This is a genomic window from Lacrimispora sphenoides, assembly GCF_900105215.1.
In the GTDB taxonomy this organism is placed as follows: Bacteria; Bacillota; Clostridia; order Lachnospirales; family Lachnospiraceae; genus Lacrimispora; species Lacrimispora sphenoides_A.
The window spans coordinates 3075156-3096900 of the sequence record NZ_FOIP01000001.1 but is presented as its reverse complement, the minus strand read 5'-3'; the positions used below and the strand labels follow the sequence as shown (position 1 = coordinate 3096900).

Here is a 21745-nt window from a genome sequence, read left to right as displayed (position 1 = left end):
ATGCAGTATAGGGACATCTACTTTATTATATGCCAATAAGAGAGCCATGTGCCAAGCTAGGTACGTCCCTGTTCGGGCCATCTGGCACGAATGTTTTGTAAAAAATACAACTCCTATAAAGATGATAACTTTCATCATGGCGCCAAATGAGGTACATTTCCTCTCTGTGAAATCCACTTCGTCCCACGTTCAATCCTTTCTTACAAAAATCTTCTCGTTTTCTGGATTAAAACACAACAAAAAAACCACTAACCCAATTATTGATAGCTAGTAGTTTTCTTTACATTTTCATTTATTGGACTGCGTCTGGTCATTCTACTGTTCTATCCATCTCCAATAATTGCAATACTTCTTACGCCTGCGTTTATTCATTCAACAACTCCTTTTCCCCCTCCGCCCCCAGCACTCCAGTCAGGCCGGAAGGTTATGTACAGCTTGTTCACAATTTTTATGTAAATGCATATATTATTTTACGAACAGATTATCAAACGTAGGGGAAACTCTTTTCACTTCTTTCAGAGAAAGAACACCTCATTATCACTTCTTCGCCCTAGTTCCTGATAAAATGTTCTGTTGCACTTACCGATCATGATTGTATTGTGTACTCCTGGGGTGGAAATCATAGGTTTTCGCCCCTTTAAATTAAACTTTGGGTTCACCTGGATATTCGAATCCTTTCTTAAACCATTTCATCTTGCATTCAGTACAAGGTGTATGGTCTTTTCCTCCGTCATACTTGCAATCTTTTTCGCTTGGACATGCTATATAATCACATACGCATTCTAGTAGTTCGTTATCGCCTTTTATAGCCATTAGTAAATCGCTTGCTATAACTTCTGCGTTTTTCATTCTACTACCTCCTCCAATCCTAATTCTCTGGCCAAAAATGAAGCTTCGGTCAATCATAGATCAATACCCTTCTATCGTCTATAATCTGAAACACCTCTGGAACACATGACCTGCACAGAATTGCATCGACTTCACGTTTTAGAGAGTGCACGAATGCATAATCTAAAATAATCTGGTCAGCGATTTGCCCCATTAAGTACTGCACTTCTGGAAGTATCACAATATACTCCAACAAAAAGCATAAAAATAAGCAGAGACAGTAGGAAAATTAATCCTACTGCTCTGCTTAGAGTAGTTCTCTTTTTTAGTTCAATCCCAGACGGACAAAAAGACGGTTTCCGGTGGAACAGATACATGTTATTCGAATTCTATTGTAGCCGGTGGTTTCCCCGTGCAATCATAAAGCACCCGGTTCACGCCCTTCACTTCATTCACAATCCGTCTGGTCACTGTTCCCAAAACTTCCCAAGGCAGTTCCGCAGATTCAGCTGTCATAAAGTCAGAGGTAAGCACCGCTCTTAATGCAATGGCATAATCATAAGTTCTTTCATCTCCCATGCAGCCAACAGAACGCATATTAGTCAATGCTGCAAAGTACTGTCCCAGTTCCTTATCAACACCAGCCTTGGCAATCTCTTCTCTATAGATTGCATCAGCCTCCTGTACGATTTTTACCTTCTCAGGAGTAATTGCACCGATGATACGGACACCAAGTCCCGGACCTGGGAATGGCTGACGGTAAACCAGGTATTCCGGAATATCAAGCTCCAGACCTGCTCTTCTCACTTCATCCTTAAACAGAAGTCTTAAAGGTTCAATGATCTCTTTAAAATCCACATGCTCAGGAAGTCCTCCTACATTATGATGGGACTTTATCACAGCAGACTTTCCAAGACCGGACTCGATCACGTCAGGGTAAATGGTTCCCTGTACAAAGAAATCCACTGTTCCGATCTTCTTAGCTTCTTCTTCAAATACGCGGATAAATTCCTCGCCAATGATCTTGCGCTTTGTCTCAGGATCTTCCACACCTGCCAGCTTACCATAGAAGCGTTCCTGTGCGTTTACACGAATAAAATTCAAGTCGTAAGGTCCTTCGGGTCCAAATACGGCCTCAACTTCATCTCCCTCGTTCTTACGAAGAAGACCGTGGTCAACAAATACACAGGTAAGCTGTTTTCCGACAGCTTTAGCCAGCATAACTGCAGCTACGGAAGAGTCTACACCGCCGGATAAGGCGCAAAGCACCTTGCCGTCTCCAACCTTTTCTCTGATGGTCTCAATGGAAGCCTCCACAAAGGAGTCCATCTTCCAGTCACCGGAACACTTGCATACATTATAAATAAAATTGGAAAGCATCTTGGTGCCTTCCTGGGTATGCATAACCTCAGGATGGAACTGTACCGCATAAAGACCGCGTTCTTCGCATTCCATACCAGCAACCGGGCATACCGGTGTATGAGCTGTAACATGGAATCCTTCCGGCGCTTTCTCGACGTAATCCGTATGGCTCATCCAGCAGACCGTTTTGGAACTTATATTTTCTAAAATTTTACTGTCAGTCTCCACGTCAACTTCTGTCTTTCCGAATTCACTGACAGGTGCTGTAGCAACTTTGCCGCCCAGCATATATGCCATAACCTGGGTGCCATAGCAGATTCCCAGGATCGGTATTCCCATATCAAAGATTTCCTTTGAACAGAGTGGGGAATCCTCCTTATACACGCTGTTTGGACCGCCTGTAAAAATGATTCCTTTCGGATTCATTTCCTTAATCTTATCCAGTGACAGTGTGTAGGGATGAACCTCACAGTAAACATTGCATTCTCTGACTCTTCTGGCAATCAACTGGTTGTATTGTCCACCGAAATCCAGAACGATAATCATTTCTCTCTCCACGGTATTCCTCCTAATTTCATCTTTAACAAATAAAGCTTTGGGTTACATTATATTCTACTTCCACTTGCTTGACAAGCATTTTCTTGAAATCTTCCCTGCTCTATTGTTCCATCATTTTAACATTATTATAAACGAATGAATCAAGTAGACATGCTTGCACATCTGCTTGATTCATAAACTTAAAGCTAAAAGAAATTCTTTTAGGCCCTATCTCATTCAGCCAGCAGCCTATTCCAAATACCTTTTTACATAATATCCTGTGTATGAGGAAGGACATTCTGCAACCTCTTCCGGCGTACCCTGGGCAATGATCGTACCGCCCTTTTCACCGCCCTCCGGTCCGATGTCAATGAGGTAATCTGCAGTCTTGATCACATCCAGATTGTGTTCGATAACAACCACCGTATTGCCGCCTTCCGAAAGCTTGCGTAAAATCTCGATCAGCTTATGGACATCTGCAAAATGAAGACCGGTCGTAGGCTCGTCCAGAATGTAAATGGTCTTTCCGGTTCCTCGCTTGCTCAATTCTGTAGCCAGTTTGATTCTCTGGGCTTCGCCTCCGGAAAGCTCCGTAGACGGCTGCCCAAGTCTGATATAGGAAAGTCCCACATCATTGAGCGTAGCGATCTTCCTTGCAATAGAAGGAACATTTTCAAAAAACTTCAGTGCTTCCTCTACTGTCATGTTTAAGACGTCATAAATATTCTTTCCTTTGTATTTTACATCCAATGTTTCACGGTTATACCGCTTTCCGCCGCAGACCTCGCAGGGAACATAAACATCCGGAAGGAAATGCATCTCGATTTTAATGATTCCATCGCCGCTGCAGGCTTCACATCGTCCGCCTTTTACGTTAAAACTGAAACGTCCCTTGGAATATCCCTTTGCCTTTGCATCAGAGGTGGAAGCAAACAAGTCGCGGATCAAATCAAATACTCCCGTATAAGTAGCCGGATTGGACCTTGGCGTCCGTCCAATAGGGGACTGGTCGATGGCAATAATCTTATCCAGCTGCTCCGTTCCCTCAATTGCTTTATGTTTTCCAGGAATGATCCTGGCACGGTTTAATTTTTTCGCCAGGGATTTATAAAGGATCTCGTTGACAAGAGAACTCTTCCCAGAACCGGACACACCGGTTACGCAGGTCATGACTCCCAGCGGGAAGGTCACATCAATATTTTTCAGATTGTTCTCCGCAGCTCCCTTAACGGTAAGATAACCGGTAGGCTGTCTTCTCTCCTTTGGAATCGGGATTTGAATCCGCCCGCTTAAGTACGCGCCTGTAATGGAATCCTTATTCTTCATGATCTGCTTGGCATTCCCCGTAGCCACCACATTTCCACCGTGTTCCCCGGCTCCAGGGCCGATATCCACAATGTAATCTGCCGCCATCATGGTATCCTCATCATGCTCCACCACGATCACGCTGTTTCCCAAATCCCGGAGGTGCAAAAGGGTCTTTAACAATTTATCATTGTCTCTCTGATGAAGTCCGATGCTTGGCTCGTCCAGAATGTAAGCAACGCCTACCAGGCCGGATCCGATCTGGGTCGCCAGACGGATTCTCTGAGCTTCGCCGCCGGACAAGGTTCCGGTAGCACGGGTCAGGGTCAGATAGTCAAGTCCAACATCAATGAGGAACGAAATTCTGGCCCTTATTTCCTTTAAAATCAGGTCTCCAATGGCGTGCTGCATAGGGGTCAGCTCCATCTCGTCCATAAAATTCCGGAACTTAACAATGGACATGTTGGTAGCTTCATAAATGTTCTTATCTCCTACTGTTACAGCCAGGGACTCCTTCTTAAGCCTCATGCCACCGCAGGAAGGACAGGGAGTGATACGCATAAAGGATTCATACTCCGCCTTAGAGGACTCGGAGTAAGTCTCCCGGTATCTTCGGGCAACATTTTGAACAAGGCCTTCAAATGCCACGTCGTAAATGCCCTCTCCCCGCTGTCCCTTGTAATGGACCTTGACTTCCTTTCCATCGGTTCCATTGATAAGAACATCATGGATTTCCTTAGGATAATCCTCAAAAGGAGTATCCAGCCGGAATTTATATTCTTTTGCAAGGGCCTCCAAAACAGCCCGGGTATAGCTTCCCTTATCCGTACAGGACTGCCAGCCCAGCACCACAATGGCTCCCTGGTCAATACTTAAACTCTTATCCGGAATCATCAGATCCTCGTCAAATTCCATCTTATATCCAAGCCCAAAACAGTCCGGGCAGGCACCAAATGGATTGTTAAAGGAAAAGCTTCTGGGCTCCACCTCATCAATACTGATACCGCAGTCCGGACAGGAAAAGCTCTGGCTGAAATTTATGGGTTGTCCATCCACTACATCTACGGTCATCAGTCCGCCTGCCAGATCCAAAACTGTCTCAATTGAGTCAGTCAGACGCTTTTCGATCCCTTCCCGAATCGCAAGACGATCCACTACCACTTCGATGCTGTGTTTGATATTCTTATCCAGCTTGATTTCCTCGGAAAGCTCATATAGACTTCCGTCAATGCGCACCCTCACATATCCACTTCTCCGGGCGTGCTCCAAAACCTTAACATGCTCCCCTTTCCGTCCACGGACAACAGGGGCCAAAAGCTGGATCTTCGTCCGCTCCGGCAGCTCCATGATCTGATCCACCATCTGATCAATGGTCTGCTTACGGATCTCCCTCCCGCACTTGGGACAGTGAGGAATGCCGATTCTGGCGTACAAAAGCCTCATATAATCATAAATCTCTGTAACTGTACCCACTGTCGAACGGGGGTTGCGGTTGGTAGACTTCTGGTCAATGGAAATGGCTGGTGAAAGTCCTTCGATGCTTTCCACCTCCGGCTTTTCCATCTGCCCTAAGAACTGCCGGGCATAGGAGGAAAGAGACTCCATATATCGTCTCTGCCCTTCGGCATAGATGGTATCAAAAGCCAGGGAAGACTTTCCCGAACCGCTGAGGCCGGTTAAGACAACCAGCTCATTTCTTGGAATATCCACGGAAATATTCTTTAAGTTGTGCTCATTGGCACCTCTTATCTTGATATACTGTTTTGCCATAATATACTCCTGTAATAAACTATAATTCTGAATATGAGAACAATAGAATGCGGACCTTATCTAGCCCGCACCTGAATTACTTAGTAACTGATTTTTTCTATTATATCATACCTTTTTTCTTATTGCAAACATTTGTTCGAGGAATCCTTAATTTCAAACACGAATTGTGTCCAGCCCGACTCATACCTTCTTACCAAATAGCAGAAACAACAATCAACATTAAAAACCGATTCTTGTTCGTTCAACTGCCCATTCTGCCCATGGTTGCTGCATTTCCTTCTTTTTTTTCTTCGTCCGCTCCCTGTAATAATTTATATATTGGATCATCATGCAAAGCTTGTTCTGTCATAAAAGGAATGGTATAATATGGAATCATGGACTTAAAGCCAAAGGGTCCGGTAACGGGTATTTACGGCATTGAAAATCCATGAATGAAACTTACAATATTAATGATTACGGAGGCAGGAATATGAACGAGATTGATTCAAACAAACACGCATGGAGCCAGGTTTCACAAGACTACTATTTTGCTTTTAAGAAATCTCTTTTGGATGGCAGCCATAAATTCAATAAATATATTCATAATGAGCTTGGAGATTTGAGCGGCAAGAAGATCATACATTTACAATGTAATACCGGCGCAGACACGATATTGCTTGCCAGAATGGGAGCCAGTGCAACAGGCGTTGACCTGGTGCCGGATAATATTCATTATGCAAAAAAGCTGGCAGAAGATTTGAATATCACAAATATTGATTTTATAGAATCCGACATCATGAAATTTATGGATTGCCATAATGAAAAATATGATGTCGTATTCGTATCCGAGGGGGCAATCGGTTGGCTTCCTGACCTAAAAAAATGGGGAGAAACCATACGGCATTTACTCAAGGATGATGGATTTTTCTACGTTTTTGACAGCCATCCGTTTTTTCTGGCAATGGATGAACAGAAGCTTGCCAATAATGTAATGGTTGTAAAGTATCCTTATTTCGGGAATGATCCTGACATTGATGATTCTATCGGTGGATATGCCTCTGAGCCAAAGCATGGTGTTAAGGCATATTTTTGGATGTATACGGTTTCTGATTTAATTAATTCCCTTGCTTCTGCGGGACTGCATATCGAGCATTTCAATGAATTTAAAGAAAACTTTTTTGATGCTGGGGGCTTGCACAATATAGGAGATGGTCTTTTCAATTATGATTATAATACGGATAAGTTCCCAATGTCCTTTAGCATAAAAGCAACGGTTTATGGCAAGTAATTAATTTTTAAGTTATTCCTGTTCCTTGAAGAAAATCGAGGGTCTGGAAATCACTGGCATGCCAGTTAAATGAAAGTCTGAAACGACATTATCAATTTTAATTATAATGCCTGGACGGTTTGCTGATTAAAGCTTTCCGTCCTTTTTACAACTTTCTTTACCTTATGTATTGAATAAAAAGTTTCCATTTTGTAAAGCCTCATAGGCTTTTATATAGTAGAAATAAGGGGGGGGATCATGCAATGAACAAAATTATAGAGGTAGCCAACCTAAGAAAAAATTACGGCAAAATAAATGCGGTAAAGGATATCAGTTTTTATGTAGAACAGGGTAAACTGTTTTCCTTTCTTGGTCCTAATGGTGCAGGAAAATCCACTACCATTGATATTTTATGTACCTTATTGGATTTTGATAAAGGGGAAATTACCATCAACGGGCTTGACCTTCGGCACGATAGTCAAGCTATCCGGGAAATGATCGGCGTAGTATTTCAGGACAGCGTACTGGACACGTTACTCACTGTTAGAGAGAATCTGACCATCCGGGCCGGCCTATACACTTCGGATAAAGCCAGGATAAAAAATGCCGTAAATGAAGCCGTGGCAGCAACAGAATTGAGTGAATTAGCAAACCGGCCTTATGGGAAACTTTCAGGTGGTCAGCGGCGCAGGGCAGATATTGCCCGTGCGCTGATCCATACACCTCAAATCCTGTTCCTTGACGAGCCTACTACCGGCCTTGATCCTCAAACCAGGAAAAGCATTTGGAATACAATCAGACAGCTTCAAAGAAAAACAGGTATGACGGTTTTTCTGACGACCCATTACATGGAGGAAGCCGCTGAATCGGATTATGTGATTGTCATCGATCATGGGGAAATCGCAGCCAAGGGTACACCTGCTGCATTAAAGACGCGGTATACTACCGACACCTTGAGAATGTCTATTCTGAATGAAACAGCCCTGCGGCAAACCTTGGAGGAACTAAAGCTGGATTTCACCGTTTCGGCAGGCGAGCTTGTTGTAAAGCTTCCGGATACTATGGCAGCAATTTCAATATTGGAAAAATGCCAAAGCTATATCAACAGCTTTCAGGTCCTGCAGGGCACTATGGATGAGGCCTTTATCGGCATTACAGGAAAGGAGCTGCGGCAATGAAAGTTTTTATAGAACGTAATTTAAAGTTGTTTTTTCGTGACAGACTCGCAGTGTTTTTTTCTCTGATGTCCGTATTCATTATAATCGGGCTTTACGCATTGTTTTTAGGAGATGTCTGGATGAATGATTCCATGAAGGGGCTTAAGAATGCCCAGGCTTTGATGAACAGCTGGCTGGTGTCAGGACTTCTTACAGTGACTTCCATGACTACCACAATGGGCGCGTTTGGGATCATGATCGATGATAAAGTCCAAAAAATAAATAAGGATTTTGATTCTTCTCCCATCAAAAGGAGCAGCATAACTGGCGGTTATATTGGAAGCTCCTTTTTAATTGGTGTGATTATGTCCCTTGTTATGGCTGTAGTCGCGGAAATTTATATTGTGCACAACGGCGGAGAATGGCTTACTCCTATGGCTTGCATCAAGGTCTTTTTGTTAATTCTTCTTACATCATTAACCAATACTTCTTTGGTTTGTTTTGTCGTGTCTTTTTTCAAGAGCCATAGCGCATTCAGCACAGCCAGTTCCATTCTTGGTACTCTGATTGGGTTCCTGACCGGCATATATCTTCCCATAGGTACTTTACCTGAATCGGTGCAAACGGTTATAAAAGCATTTCCTGTTTCCCATGGCGCATCGCTGTTTCGCCAGGTGTTAATGGAGGTTCCTATGCGAAACTCCTTTGACGGAATACCTTCCATCTATTTAGAGGAGTTTAAGGAGTACTTGGGAGTGTCTTTCCGATTTGGAGGGCATGAGGTGACACCGGCTGCCAGCGTTGTGATCTTACTTTGTACTGCAGTTGTGTTTTATAGCCTTTCCCTTTTTAATATGCTGAGAAGAAATAGATAAAGTAAGACAGGGACTTCCGGCTGTCGCTCTCCCTTCCTCTCCGTTCATTATATGTTAACCGCAAATGAGAGGAAGGGAGAGCCCGATTTATTACTAAGTCCATACACAAAGAAAGAGGAGGCCTCAAAAGCTATTTCAACTTCATACAATGATAATGTAGATATTGTAATGAGTTTTAAAATCGCTTCTGAGACATCCTCCGGAAGTTTTTCCGTTTACACTTCGTTTATTAGCTTTCTTCCATCTATACTGCCAAATCAATTGCCCGCCATTCCGGGACTCTGATCTCCATATAGAAATAACTGGCCGTAAGCAGTCATCTTCAGCTTAAATCAAATCAGCGGCTACCCACATAAAGCGGCCCGGCGGCGTTGTCCACACTTCTCTATAGGTGGCAATATTGGCAGGCGGCCAATAAGGAAGGTCTTCATTCCCTCTGGTCTGAACGCCTACCGGCATCTCTCCAACGGTTTCTCCAAGCAGAGCCGTATATTCCTGGCCGTAATGGTTTCCTTCCCCATAGATCAGAGACTGGCCGAAGGGGTTCTTTCCAAGGGTCCAGTAAAGCTGCTCTCTGGCAATTTCAATTAACTCCCCATCACCGAAATACGTTCCTATGATGGAAGCTGCTTTTCCCATAGACAGCTGGATCGCCGAATTTCCACGGTAAGAAAACCACACCGGGAATGTTCTTATATAATATCCGTCTCCCAGATCAACGCCCTGCTTCAGCTGCTCCACGTAATTGACCCGTTCTCTTTCATAATCAACCTTTGGGTGCACCACATGGAAGGCTTCCTGGTCATCTGCCTCGCTGATGTGATGGATTCCGGCCGGCAGCATGCCATAGGGAGCCGTATATTTCTGAAGGCCTTTTAAATACTCCCCATGGAGCTTTAAGCCTTCTTCCCACACAGCCTTATTTTCATGCTCTGCAAGCGCACCGCATACCTCTGCCAGTGCCATGACAAAAACCTGATCCCTCGCCTGATGGGAGAAATGAACAATATGGGATTTGCTTTCATCCCTGCAGAAGAATCCCCTCATGGGCAGGTCATTTCTGGTTTCCTGGCAGGAGATCACCTTATCTGCATACTCGGCAGTCTTATCATAAAAATAGCTGTCTCCGGTAATTTTATATATCCTGGCCGCAGCCCATGCTGCAACAGCATAGTATTGGGAAAGGCTGGAGCCTGCCGTATGTTCCAGTAGATGATACGGTCCTTCCACCCCAACTTCCCGGAACCGCTCATCGGCAAAACGGAAATCTTCTTTCGCTGCATCTACGCACTTCCACGCCAGCTCCCGGTCCAGTTCCTTAAAGGCTTCTCCGGCACCGGCTTCTACCGCGGCAAAAACAAAGTTTTCAAAGGACCGGTTGTGAACATCTGCTTCACAATCGTCCATATTTCCAATGAAGTTGTCGGTCCACCTGCGGATGGCCGCATGGGATGCACGGTAGCCGTCTCCAAAGCGCATACGAAGCACAAAGTCCAGTCCCCAGTTGGCTTCTTCCATCATTCTGCCAAACAGCATTGGATCAGAATCCTTCACCTTCCCTGCGGAAGCGATCATGGCATCTAAGATCTCTGCCGTCTGCATGGTCTGCTGGGAAACATCTGCTGCGTCGTGCCAGCCACCTGCATACACCAATTTCACCCCGTTGTGTTCTGCGATCACATCCTGATGGCAGGTTCCATGGCAGTTAGGAACCGGGTAGCCGCACCGCTCACAGTACATGAAATTGGTCAGCTTCCACAGAGTACTTTCCAGGACGTCATTTCCTATGATAAACCGCTCACTTACCGTATTTCCAAACCGGATTCTGTATGTACCTTCGGTTTTTAAGTCCGAGAAATCCAATACCCCGAAGCTTCCCAGGTGGTTTTCCACCTTCTCAATCTGTCCACGGTATACCGCTACTTCCTCTAAGCCGGCTTCTTCTTTCACGATTTCAAACTCTTTGGCTGAGGTATTGGCAATTGCGGTTTTTCTCCCGTCTGCAAAGTAACCGGTTGTAGAATATACTACTTCCTCTTCCTCACACTGCCAACCATGAACGACTCCTGGTTTTACCTCCTGAAGCTGGATATCACAGAGTTCAAATCTCATGTCATCGCCAGTGCTCACTTCCTTGCCATAGCGGTGAATGTTAAATGAAATTTCCTCGATTGCATCATGGGCAATGGAATCGATCTCCCAGGTACAGGTATTCCATTCATTATTTTTCAAATTGATGGCATTAAAGCCTTCTCTCGAATAGACATCCGGTATCTTGGTTATCCCATTATTGACGAACCCTACACGCACGATTGGACTGTGAAGGCCGGGGCAAATAGGACGGATTTTAAACCATATCCGGTTTCCTTTTCCAAGTTCCAGCCCCTTCACATTCAGCCTTGCAATATAGCTTCCAAAGGTGGCATAAAGTCCTGCTGCCGCATCGTTTGCCCTGACTTCATTATCCGGCCAGTGGTCCGCCCGTGACTTTGTTTCCAGGCACAATATGTTACCTTCCTTTACCTGAACTTCTCCCTCACCGTCAAAGCTCCATGGCTCCAGGCTGGTTCCATCCCATAAATTCACAGAGGACAAAACCGGCTTTTTCAAATGATAGGTCTCCATGCTTTTATCGTACTCCGGTTTTAAGGGGTAATGTACGTATAATGACTCTATTAAATTTTTTTCAAATTGACGATCCATTTTTATCCCTCACCAAAAGATTATTCTTCAATTTCAAATATAGCTTCCGTCTCAACAGGAATATTTCCAGGCAATACGTTGACGCCTATGGCTGAACGGGCCGGTACATTCTCCTGGCCTAAAAGCTGTAACAGTAATTCACTTCCTCCATTAGCCACAGCCGGCTGCTCATAAAAGGTATCCGCACTTGCCACAAAGGTAAGAATTTTAATTGCACGCTTTACCCGGTTCAAATCCCCGATTTTATCCTGTAACACTGCAAGAACATTTAACATGGCATCTCTGGAAAAGGCTTTTCCTTCTTCTGTGGTAAATTCATTTCCAAGCTTTCCACGAATCCCTTCTTCTCCGATCACCGGCCCGCAGCCTGATATGTATACCAGGTTGTTTCCAAATTCCTGGCACGGGGCATATACTCCTCCTTTAGGCGGAGCTGCCGGGATCTCCAAATTAAGTTCTTTCAGTTTTTCATAAATATTCATGTCTGCTTCCTTCTTTCCTTTTTTCGCCCGGCTTCTCAGGGCATATAAGTATGCCTGGAAGGGGGTTCCTTCTATTTATTTAAAGCCCTTTCTCAACAGCTTCCCACTGGTGCGGTCCACAAGAATGCCGTCTGCCAGCACCTGTTTACCTCCCACCAGCACCAGGTCCATGCCCGTACATGGGTCATGCTTTCCGGTGTAATCTGCATGATCTAAGAAACTCTCCGGCTGAAATACCAGCACATCTGCCTGGTATCCGGGCCTTAAAAGCCCCCTGTCCTCCAGGCCCATCCGTTTAGCAGGCTGATAGGTCATCTTACTGATGGCCTGCTCCATGGACAGTACCTTTCGCTTTATTACAAAATCATTTAAAAATCTGGCTGTCGTCCCAAGGAGGCGGGGATGGGCGTTCTTTCCGTCACCGCCGTACAGGGAGTCAGAAATCAATAAGGTAAAGGGGAGTCGGGCCACCGCATCCACATCCTGCTGGGACATGCTTAACACAATAATTCCCACTTTCCCATTTTCCTCCACAAGTAAGTCTGCCACAAGATCGGAAGGCTCTTCATATCCCAGCTTTTCTGCCAGCACTCCGATTGTCTGCCCCTGCATAAATGCATTTTTCTCAAGGGTGACGGAGCTGATGATGATCCGGTCCCATCCAATGCTTTCCGACATATTATCCCAGCCCTGATGAACCTTATGTAACTCCGAGCGCAGCCTCTGCTTCCCCTCTGGGCCTGATAAGCCTTTTATCAGAGCCTCGAAGGATTCTTCCATAATGGTTGGCGGAAGCAGGGACTGGAGGGTGGTAGAACCGCCGTCATAGGGATAAAAATCTGCAGTAACATCCTGACCTGATTCCCTGGCCTGTTCGATCCTCTGAATCGCATCAAATATCTTGCGGTTCCAGTTCTTGATTCCCGTTGATTTCAAATGGCTGATATTTAAAGGAACCCCTGCCTTTGCCGCCACATCGATCACTTCTTCCACCGACTCCACCAGGCTGTCTCCCTCTCCCCGGATATGGGTACAGAGAATGCCGCCATTTCCGGCAACTGCCTTTACAACTGCCGTAAGCTCTTCCCTGTTTGAATAGCATTCCGGCTGATACATGATTCCCAGCGTAATCCCAAAGGCTCCCTGGGCCAATGCATCTTTTACATACTCCTGAGCCTTTTTGAGTTCTTCTTCCGTATATGCCTTGCTTCCAAACCCCTTTAAAGCTACCTTGATGCTGTCCGAAGCTGCAAAAAATCCCATGTTGAGCGGTAGGTCTGCTGCTTCCAGGGCTTTCCTGTAATCTTCATAGGTTTCAAAGGCCAGATCATCAGGAAGTCTTCCGATTACCGGCTCCAGGTAATCATATAATTCCTTCCTCCACGAAGGAACTGAAGGCACTGGTGCAAGACCGCAGTTTCCCACAAAGGTGGTGGTGATCCCCTGGGCCAGCTCTATTTCCCCAAAATGAGGATTGGTAAACGGCGCAATGTCGCAATGCCGGTGTATGTCAATGAAACCGGGAGTTACCGCCTTCCCGGAAGCATCGATTACCTGGGCACCTTCCTGTTCAATATCCGGGGCAATTTCAATAATTTTTTCCCCCTCTATCAGGATATCGCTCTGATACGGCAGTACTCCGCTTCCGTCATAAATCAGTCCGTTTTTGATCAGAATATAACTCATATCAGCATCCCTCTTGCATCTACTTTTTGTTTTCTGAGAGAACCATTCTCCAAAATGTAAACAGAATTCTGCATATTAACAGCCGTACATACATGGATGGGGATCAGAGACAGAACCTGACCCACATGCAGCCCGGTCTCCCCGTTAATGGCTGTGATGATCCCATGTTCTTCATTCATCCGTGACAGCTTAAGATTGTCATCTCCTTCCACCACCGCATATCCGGGATAGTAAAACGGAGGCTGCCCTGGAACCACATCCGTTGGAAAGCACTTGGTTCCTCCGTCCACTACGGCATATTCCGAATGCTGGCAGCTGACTACTGTCGCATAGAACCGGACAGCGATCTCACTGATATCGGCTACCTTTTCCTTGGTCAGCATAAAATCATCAAAAATATAGGTGCCAGGGCGGATCTCATTTACCTTTCCCGTCTGTGCCACTTTAACACCGGTGGGGGATGAACCGGCACTGATGTCCTGTATCTCTACTCCCGCATCTTTCAACAGCCTGGCAGTTTCAGCCATCATGTTTCCTTCTTCCTCGGCAGCCAGCAAATTGTCCTCCGTTGGCTTGCCGGACAGGATTAGGCTCTTAAACGTAAATATACCTTTGAGGTTTAAATGCTTCATCTGCTTAAGGGCAAGGGCCAGCTCCACTGCCCGGTCCATAGGCACTCCCGTGCGTCCGGCTCCCGTATCGATCTCCATACGGACTTCCAGGATCATATCCTGATCAGAAGCTGCCTGATTCAGCGCATTAGCACCTTCCAGGCTGTCAATGGTCAAAATAAGCCTTTTGATCCTTTTTGCCAACGAAATCGCCCTCTGGATACGGAAATTTCCGACCATAGGATAAGCAATGAAAATATCCTCCATGCCTCCGTCAGCCATGACCTCAGCTTCACTTACCTTGGCACAGGTGATCCCGCTTGCACCGGCCTTTATCTGCATTTCGGCAAATAAGGGCATTTTATGGGTCTTGATATGAGGGCGCAGCCGGCAGCCGGCTTGATCCGCTGCTTCCTGCATCCTTCTTATGTTTTTTTCCGCCAGATCCACATCAATAACCAGACAGGGCGTCTCTAACTGTTGTATCTGTTCCTGTGTAAGTCCCATCTTTATCTCCTCCCTTCTCAGCTTTCATAACTGTCAGCAACACTCCGCACCACCAGGTTTTCTTTCACCATGTCTGGGCTCATCTGGTCTTTAAAGTCTTTTTTGCTTACGTGAACCGTAACTCCTTCCGGCGAAGTAATATCAAAAAAGTTATCAGAGAAAATAACGTCAAAATCTTTAAAGTAAAGCTCTACATACTGGCAGAAACAGGAAGCTTTCACCGTAATATCAAAGCTATGCTCTGACTCTGAAACCGAAACATCATAAGCCGGGGCATTATAATCAAAATGCTTTGGTTTTACAAACAGAACCGTCCGTTCCGTAAGAAGTTCTTCTCCCCTGTATAGTCGGAATACAGAAAAAACAGAAGAGCAAAGGGCTTCGTCATCGGTCCATGGGGAAAAATCTGTTTCCATGCACTTTAACACCGACAACGCAGGCAGTTCCCCTTCCCATGCCTCTTTCCACAACACCCGGAATTTATGATCCTTAAGGAGAATTTCCGCCCTGCACTGCTGTTCCTCCCTGGTATCGTTATGAACGTAATAGGAAACATGAGGAGAGAGTTCCTTCTCTTCACCGATGGAAATGGTAAGGGGCGCATAAAACCTGCGTGCTCCGTAATGGAGCGCTTTCCAGCGTCCATAATAGTCAATGCTCGCCCAGGAGGCTACCGGCCAGCAGTCATTAAGCTGCCAGTATAGAGAACCCATGCATTGCCCCCTCTTTCTTCTCCAATGTTCTACGCCATACTCAATAGCCTTTAACTGAAGAATCTGAGAGATATATGCCAGTGAATCCGTATCCTTAGGATAAAGGAAGTAATCTGCTATGTAGTTTAAAATCTTCCCGTTAGCCGCTGGGTTTTTCTGGTGTGATTCCATGACCCTGCTAAAAATATTCCGGTCCTCTGGCAGGGTAAAGGAGGCTATTGTTTTGCTGTGTGGAAAGGATTGGAAACCGTATTCTGAGCAAAAGCTGAAATCTCCATATTCCGTAAACGGCTTTCCTGAATGCCAGACCTCCCAATAATGCTGATCCCCCCGGTTGGTCGCGTTGGGATTGTCAAAGGCTCCTCCTGAGGACGGAGAAGATGGCCAGAAAAAGGTAGTGTCATCACAGTCTTTAATTGCCCGGGGAAGAATATATTCAAAGATTTTTGTATAGTCTGCTTTATATCTGGGGTGATGGCCTTTCAGCCTTGCCCACTCATCTGCCCAGCCCCATTCCATTTCATTATTTCCGCACCACAGGGCCAGACAAGCATGGTGCCTTAAACGGCGGACATTGTCCTTTGTTTCTTCTATAATGTCCTCTTCAAAAGGTTCGTTTAATGCATAGACATTGCATCCAAACATCAGATCCTGCCAGATTAATATTCCTTCTTCATCGCATTTATCATAGAAATAGTCATCAGGGTAATAACCTCCGCCCCAGACTCTTAAGCAATTGAAGTTTGCGGCAGCACAGTCTTCGATCAACCGTGCAGTCCTCTCCTTCGACACCCTTGTTAAAATATTGTCTTCCGGGATATAATTCGCTCCCATGGTAAATATTTTTATTCCGTTCACCGTAATAGCAAACTCTTTTCCGTATTCATTTTTATCCGTGCTGACGGTCACGGTCCGAAGGCCGATCCGGCATTCATAGGCATCATGACAGGTTCCTGCTTCATCAAGCAGGCGGATATTCACCCTGTATAAGGGATGCTCTCCTAAACCGTTGGGCCACCATATCCGGGGCTCTGGAATGGTTTCTTCATACTGCCACTCTCCGCTGTTTCGGACTGTCCTGGATACAAGCCTGCCTTCCGGATCTGTTATTACAGTCTCGGTAAGCCATGTCTGCCTGTTTTCCTGCCTTTCTTCAAAAGAGGGAGGCTGCTTTGTTTTTACTTCAAATTTCAGCCCTACTCTGCCACTGTTTTCATGCTCCTGCCTGATATGGACATCCTGGAGTTTCGCTTCGCTGAAATATTCGATGGCTATATCCCGGAAGATTCCCATATCCGGAAGCTGCGGGCCCCAGTCCCATCCAAACATATAATGAGCCTTGCGAAGTGCCGCATTCCCGTGGATACATCCGGTGGAGGCATAGAAGATATCATTTCCCTCATCCTCTTTCCTTACAAATTTCAGCGGGGAGAGAAATAAAACCTCTATCCGGTTTTCTCCTTCCTGCAAAAATTCCTTTACCGGGAAACGGTAGGTTCTGTGCATATCCCTGGTTTCTGCAACCAGACAGCCATTCATGCGGATGGAGGCAATGGTATCAATTCCGGCGCAGATAAGTTCTGCATGGGAAAATTCCAGATCCTCTCCTGACACCGCAAAGCTTCTTTTATAAAGATAATCATTTGCCATCAATTCCCGGACAGCATATTCATTGCATCTCCAATAAGGATCCTCGATCAGCTTATGTTTCAGCATATGGCTGATCACCGTTCCAGGCACTTCTCCCGTGTATACGGCATCGTGGGAGGCTCCTTCGGAATGCCATTCCCAAACTCCATTTAATGATTGTGTTTTTCGCATATATTCACCTGCTCATTACGCCTTTAAGCCACTGGTTGCAATTCCTTCCACAAAGTTTTTCTGGAAAACCGCAAAGCATACAATGACCGGAAGAACAAATACAACTGCTGCCGCCATCAGCCTTGACCAGTCTATGGAATACTCACTCATATACTGCTGGAGTCCCAGAGAAAGGGTATACATACTTGGCTTTGTTATAAAAATCAAGGGATACAAATAATCACTCCACGCATCCAAAAAGGCGTATATCCCTATCGTGGTCAAAACCGGTTTGCAAAGAGGAAGTGCAATTTTATAATAACGTTGGAATTCTGTAGCCCCGTCGATTTTCCCCGCCTCAATCAAGCTGTTTGGAATACCTGCAAAAAACTGCCGGACAATAACAATATAATATGCCTTTCCAAAAAATGCAGGCAGGATTAAGGGAACGTATGTATTGGTAAGACCCAGCTTTGAATAAATCTTATATAAAGGCACCATAGTGACCGTTATGGGTATCATCATCGTCGCCATGACCAGGCCTGAGATGATGTCTGCACCCTTCCATCTGATTTTCACCAGGGAATATGCAACCATAGGCGTGACCAGAAGCTGCCCTATGAGTGAAATGGCCGTGATAAACACCGTATTTCCCATGTACTTAAAATATGGGATCGCTGCAAAGGCTGCCGGATAGTTTTCTTTCACCCATTCACGGGGAAACAGCCTTACCGGAATGGTAAACGCATCGTTGTTGGTTTTGAACGAAGTGAGCAGCATTACCATAAAGGGTGATATGAAAATCAAAGCCAGCACAGCAACCATAGCAAAAAATAAAACTTTGCTTATATATTTCTTCATCCTTATTCACCTCCGGCATTTTCTGTTGCTTTTCTCGTCACCTTTGTCATAATAACCGTGAGAATCGCAACAATGACAAAGAGCAACCACGCCATAGCCGAAGCCTTACCCATCTTTAAATAGGTAAATGCATTATGGAATACATACAGCGGATACATGAGAATGGAATTCTCAGGGCCGCCGGCGGCACTTCCGCCTTTTACTCCGGCATTAGCAGTAATAATGATGTATACCTGCTGGAAATACTGGAATGCATTTATGGTGCTTAGTATAGCCTGATACACAAGAACATGAGCAATGCATGGTACCGTAATATAGAAAAATCTGGAAACCTTTCCGGCTCCGTCAATTTCGGCGGATTCATAATAGCTTTTGGGTACAGACTGTAAAGCTGACATGCAGACCAGCATCATGGTTCCGGTGTTCCACGTTCCCATGAGAACCAGCGCCCACTTGGTATAATGGGCATCCATAAGCCATGCCGGCCCGCTGATTCCAAACCAGCTTAATACGTTATTGATGTAGCCGTAGGTAGGGTCAAACATCCAGATCCATACCATAGTCGCTGCAACCATGGGGATTACGGAAGGCAGGAAAAATGCTGTCCTGACAAACCCCCGCCCCTTAAAATCGGCGCATACGATGCTGGCCAGTAGCAGCGCTACGAACAGGTTGATGGGCGTAGATACAAAGGCCATAAATAAGGTGTTTCCCAAACTCTTCCAAACAAGGGGATCACTAAAGATGTCTTTATAATTTTCAAGTCCCACCCACTGCGGAGCTGTTACGGCATTGAACTTTGTAAGGCTGTAATACAGAGAGCTTATCAGCGGATATACACTAAAAGCCAGAAAGCCCAGAATCCACGGAGATGAAAACAGCAGCCCATTTATAAAATCCCGCTGTGTCGCGTTTCGTCCCTTCATTCCTTTTCCCCTCTCAAACATGAAGATCAGGGCACTGCATTATGCAGATTTCTGCCTGCAGCGCCCTTTATTAGTGAATTGTTATTTTAAATTTGCGCTTTGTGCTGCAAGAGCTTTCAGTGCCTCTTCAGGAGTCTTTGACCCTGAGTAGACGGTATCAAGTGCTGCATTGATCATGGATATGTATTCATCATAATCTGCCATTACCGGATACTGAATGCCTTTTTCCTGCTTCAGAGCGTCAATAAATTCTGTAAATCCAGGAACTGCCTTAATATCAGCATCATCGTATAAAGCTTTTACAGCAGGAAGATTTCCGGTTCCAAGGTCAATGATCTTAGCGCCTTCCTGACTGCAGAGCCATTTTGTAAAGTCCCAGGCTCCATCTTTATTCTTAGCCATTGCCGGAACTGCTACAGAGTCAGTCTCATAGCGGCTGGTTCCTCTCAGCTCCGGATTTGCCTGTGTGCCAGGAATCAGGGTAATGCCGTAATCAACGGTGGAATTAAAATTCTTCATCATGGTCGGCAGCCAGGAGCCGTCAAGACGGAACAACTGCTTGCCCTGGAAGAACATATCCTGTTCTGTATAACGGTTTGTATTTGCTGTACCGATAAACCCATCAAGGGCTTTTCCGCCAAACTGATTTCTGTATTTTATGTTCATATTAAGACTGTCTAAAATGCCTGCGTTATCAGGAGTGACATTAGAATCCTCATCCCACCATCTTCCGCCAAAGCCGTAGATCAGCTCCTGTCTGGCAGAGGCATATGGGAATAAGGGATATCCAAGTACCTCAATATTTCCGCTGCCATCTACCTTCGTAGCCTTTACTGCCATCTCATACATCTCTTCCATAGTTTTAGGCGGCTCGGTGTATCCGGCTTCCTTCAACAGTTCCTTGTTGTAATACATCTGAATGGTGTATGCATCAAGGGGAAGGGCATAAATATTTCTGTCAATGGTATTTGCATTCATAGCCTGCTCTGAATAAATGGAGGAATCAAAGGATTCCTTGTCTACATATGGCTGCAGATTTTCCAGCAAGCCATTCTTCTGATACTGCACTACGGTCTGGTTGCTTATTTTGATTACATCAGGTGATTCGTTGCTGCTCATAGCTACGATTACTTTCTGGGCATCCGTAACGCTTAACCCTTCCACCTTATAATTGCTTTGGGAAGCATTGTACTCACTGATCGCTTTCTCATAGACAGCCGCTTCATCCCCTGTGTTGTTGTACCAGAAAGTGATCACCTGCGCTTCCTTGTTTTCTGCCGGAGCAGATGTTTCCCCGCTGGTTGTCTCCCCGCCGGCCGCAGTCGTCTGTGCGTTGGTGGCTTGTTCCTTGGAACTGCTTCCGCAGCCTGTGACCGCCAATGCAGCCATACCTGCAGCCATGATAATACCAATTGCTCTTTTCATAAAATACCTCCTTTTAAAAATATAGTTTGAACTTTTTGTTGATTGATCTTCAACATTTTGTTTAACTCATAATCAATATATACTATATTTCATGTATTTTGTCAACAATAATTATGGGATTCTTTTTATTTTTTTGTCTGTTTCTTATAATGTTAATTTTATCTTTCAACAAATACTGGATTATTACTGGACTTTATCTCACATTTCATTTATAATTTACATAGACATTTTGTTGAAAGGATAAAATACTACTATGGGATATGTTTCTGATAACCTGAACCTGTTGTCTGACATTGCTAAATGCATTGCGATGCAATTCGGAGAAAACTGTGAAGTGGTTTTACATGACCTTACCCTGCCATATGACCAGACAATCGTCGCAATCTGGAATGGACATGTGACCGGAAGAAAAGTCGGAGATGGAGGCACCAATGCCGGATTAGAGATTTTAAAGGGATCCACATCACCGGAAGACCAGTACAGCTATGTTAACGCCACACCTACCGGCCGGATCTTACGTTCTTCCAGCAAGTACTTCCGTGACGAATATGGAAAAGTGAACGGAAGCTTGTGCATTAATTTAGATATTACAGATATGATTAAATGTGAAAACACTTTACGGACCTTTACCTGTTCCAGCTCCCAGGCTCTTACCCAGACTCCTGAACTGTTTGTGGGAAATGTTGATGAACTGCTGGAAATCATGATGAAAGATGCCGTAAACATGACCGGAAAATCCGTGGGGAATTTGACAAAAGAAGAGAAGGTGTCTGTTGTCCACACCTTAGACGACAAGGGATTTTTCCTGATAAAAAAAGCGGCTGAAAAGCTGGCTGACTTTTTGGGATTGTCCAGATATAGCATTTATAATTATCTAAATGAAAGCACCCATTAATCTGCCGTAATTGTTATAATGAAAAGAGGTTCTCCCGAAAGCCTTGTAAAGGCTTA

Annotated in this window: 15 protein-coding genes; 4 read left to right on the top strand and 11 right to left on the bottom strand. The window is 45.0% G+C overall.

The window, feature by feature from the left end; translation table 11 throughout:
• Window positions 1-642: 642 nt before the first annotated feature.
• The 3 genes from BMW45_RS13990 to uvrA form a co-directional block, all read right to left on the bottom strand.
• A complete protein-coding gene (locus BMW45_RS13990) occupies window positions 643-849 on the bottom strand; it encodes a hypothetical protein (RefSeq protein ID WP_092244684.1) in 207 nt (68 codons plus the stop codon).
• A 357-nt stretch (window positions 850-1206) separates the two neighbouring features.
• A complete protein-coding gene (gene guaA / locus BMW45_RS13985; RefSeq protein ID WP_092244680.1) occupies window positions 1207-2748 on the bottom strand; it encodes a glutamine-hydrolyzing GMP synthase in 1542 nt (513 codons plus the stop codon).
• Between the two features lie 228 nt (window positions 2749-2976).
• On the bottom strand, window positions 2977-5802 hold the full coding sequence (uvrA, locus tag BMW45_RS13980; protein WP_092244678.1) for an excinuclease ABC subunit UvrA: 2826 nt from the start codon (window positions 5800-5802) through the stop codon (window positions 2977-2979).
• Window positions 5803-6271: 469 nt separating this feature from the next.
• Between uvrA and BMW45_RS13975 the strand changes: the two genes are divergently transcribed.
• From BMW45_RS13975 to BMW45_RS13965, 3 genes are all read left to right on the top strand, one after another.
• Entirely contained in the window at window positions 6272-7069 is a 798-nt protein-coding gene (locus BMW45_RS13975) for a class I SAM-dependent methyltransferase (protein WP_092244675.1), read from the top strand.
• 242 nt (window positions 7070-7311) lie between these two features.
• Complete coding sequence (locus BMW45_RS13970; RefSeq protein WP_092244672.1) at window positions 7312-8226, top strand: ABC transporter ATP-binding protein; 915 nt, start codon at window positions 7312-7314, stop codon at window positions 8224-8226.
• Window positions 8223-9080 (top strand): ABC transporter permease, encoded by an 858-nt coding sequence (locus tag BMW45_RS13965; protein ID WP_092244669.1) that lies wholly within the window; start codon window positions 8223-8225, stop codon window positions 9078-9080. The genes BMW45_RS13970 and BMW45_RS13965 overlap by 4 nt, the downstream gene beginning before the upstream one ends.
• A gap of 327 nt (window positions 9081-9407) precedes the next feature.
• Here the strand turns inward: BMW45_RS13965 and BMW45_RS13960 are convergent, their stop codons facing one another.
• The 8 genes from BMW45_RS13960 to BMW45_RS13925 all read right to left on the bottom strand — a co-directional run bounded on the left by BMW45_RS13960 (window position 9408) and on the right by BMW45_RS13925 (window position 20794).
• On the bottom strand, window positions 9408-11783 hold the full coding sequence (locus tag BMW45_RS13960; protein WP_092244667.1) for a glycoside hydrolase family 9 protein: 2376 nt from the start codon (window positions 11781-11783) through the stop codon (window positions 9408-9410).
• A 20-nt stretch (window positions 11784-11803) separates the two neighbouring features.
• Complete coding sequence (locus BMW45_RS13955; protein WP_025234340.1) at window positions 11804-12265, bottom strand: RidA family protein; 462 nt, start codon at window positions 12263-12265, stop codon at window positions 11804-11806.
• Window positions 12266-12340: 75 nt separating this feature from the next.
• Complete coding sequence (locus BMW45_RS13950; RefSeq protein WP_092244664.1) at window positions 12341-13951, bottom strand: N-acyl-D-amino-acid deacylase family protein; 1611 nt, start codon at window positions 13949-13951, stop codon at window positions 12341-12343.
• Window positions 13948-15069 carry an alanine racemase gene (locus tag BMW45_RS13945; RefSeq protein WP_092244661.1) on the bottom strand — a complete coding sequence of 374 codons (1122 nt, stop codon included), beginning with the start codon at window positions 15067-15069 and terminating at the stop codon, window positions 13948-13950. Before BMW45_RS13945 ends, BMW45_RS13950 begins: the two co-directional genes overlap by 4 nt.
• A gap of 17 nt (window positions 15070-15086) precedes the next feature.
• A complete protein-coding gene (locus BMW45_RS13940) occupies window positions 15087-17603 on the bottom strand; it encodes a beta-mannosidase (protein WP_092244658.1) in 2517 nt (838 codons plus the stop codon).
• Window positions 17604-17618: 15 nt separating this feature from the next.
• Window positions 17619-18443, bottom strand: coding sequence for a carbohydrate ABC transporter permease (locus BMW45_RS13935; RefSeq protein ID WP_092244655.1), 825 nt, complete (start codon window positions 18441-18443; stop codon window positions 17619-17621).
• A 2-nt stretch (window positions 18444-18445) separates the two neighbouring features.
• Window positions 18446-19369, bottom strand: a complete 924-nt coding sequence (locus BMW45_RS13930; protein ID WP_092244652.1) for a carbohydrate ABC transporter permease — start codon at window positions 19367-19369, stop codon at window positions 18446-18448.
• A gap of 81 nt (window positions 19370-19450) precedes the next feature.
• The gene (locus BMW45_RS13925; RefSeq protein WP_092244649.1) at window positions 19451-20794 is read right to left on the bottom strand and encodes an ABC transporter substrate-binding protein; all 1344 of its coding nucleotides are present in this window, start codon (window positions 20792-20794) and stop codon (window positions 19451-19453) included.
• Between the two features lie 253 nt (window positions 20795-21047).
• Between BMW45_RS13925 and BMW45_RS13920 the strand changes: the two genes are divergently transcribed.
• A complete protein-coding gene (locus BMW45_RS13920; RefSeq protein ID WP_025234347.1) occupies window positions 21048-21689 on the top strand; it encodes a helix-turn-helix transcriptional regulator in 642 nt (213 codons plus the stop codon).
• The last annotated feature ends 56 nt before the right edge of the window (window positions 21690-21745 follow it).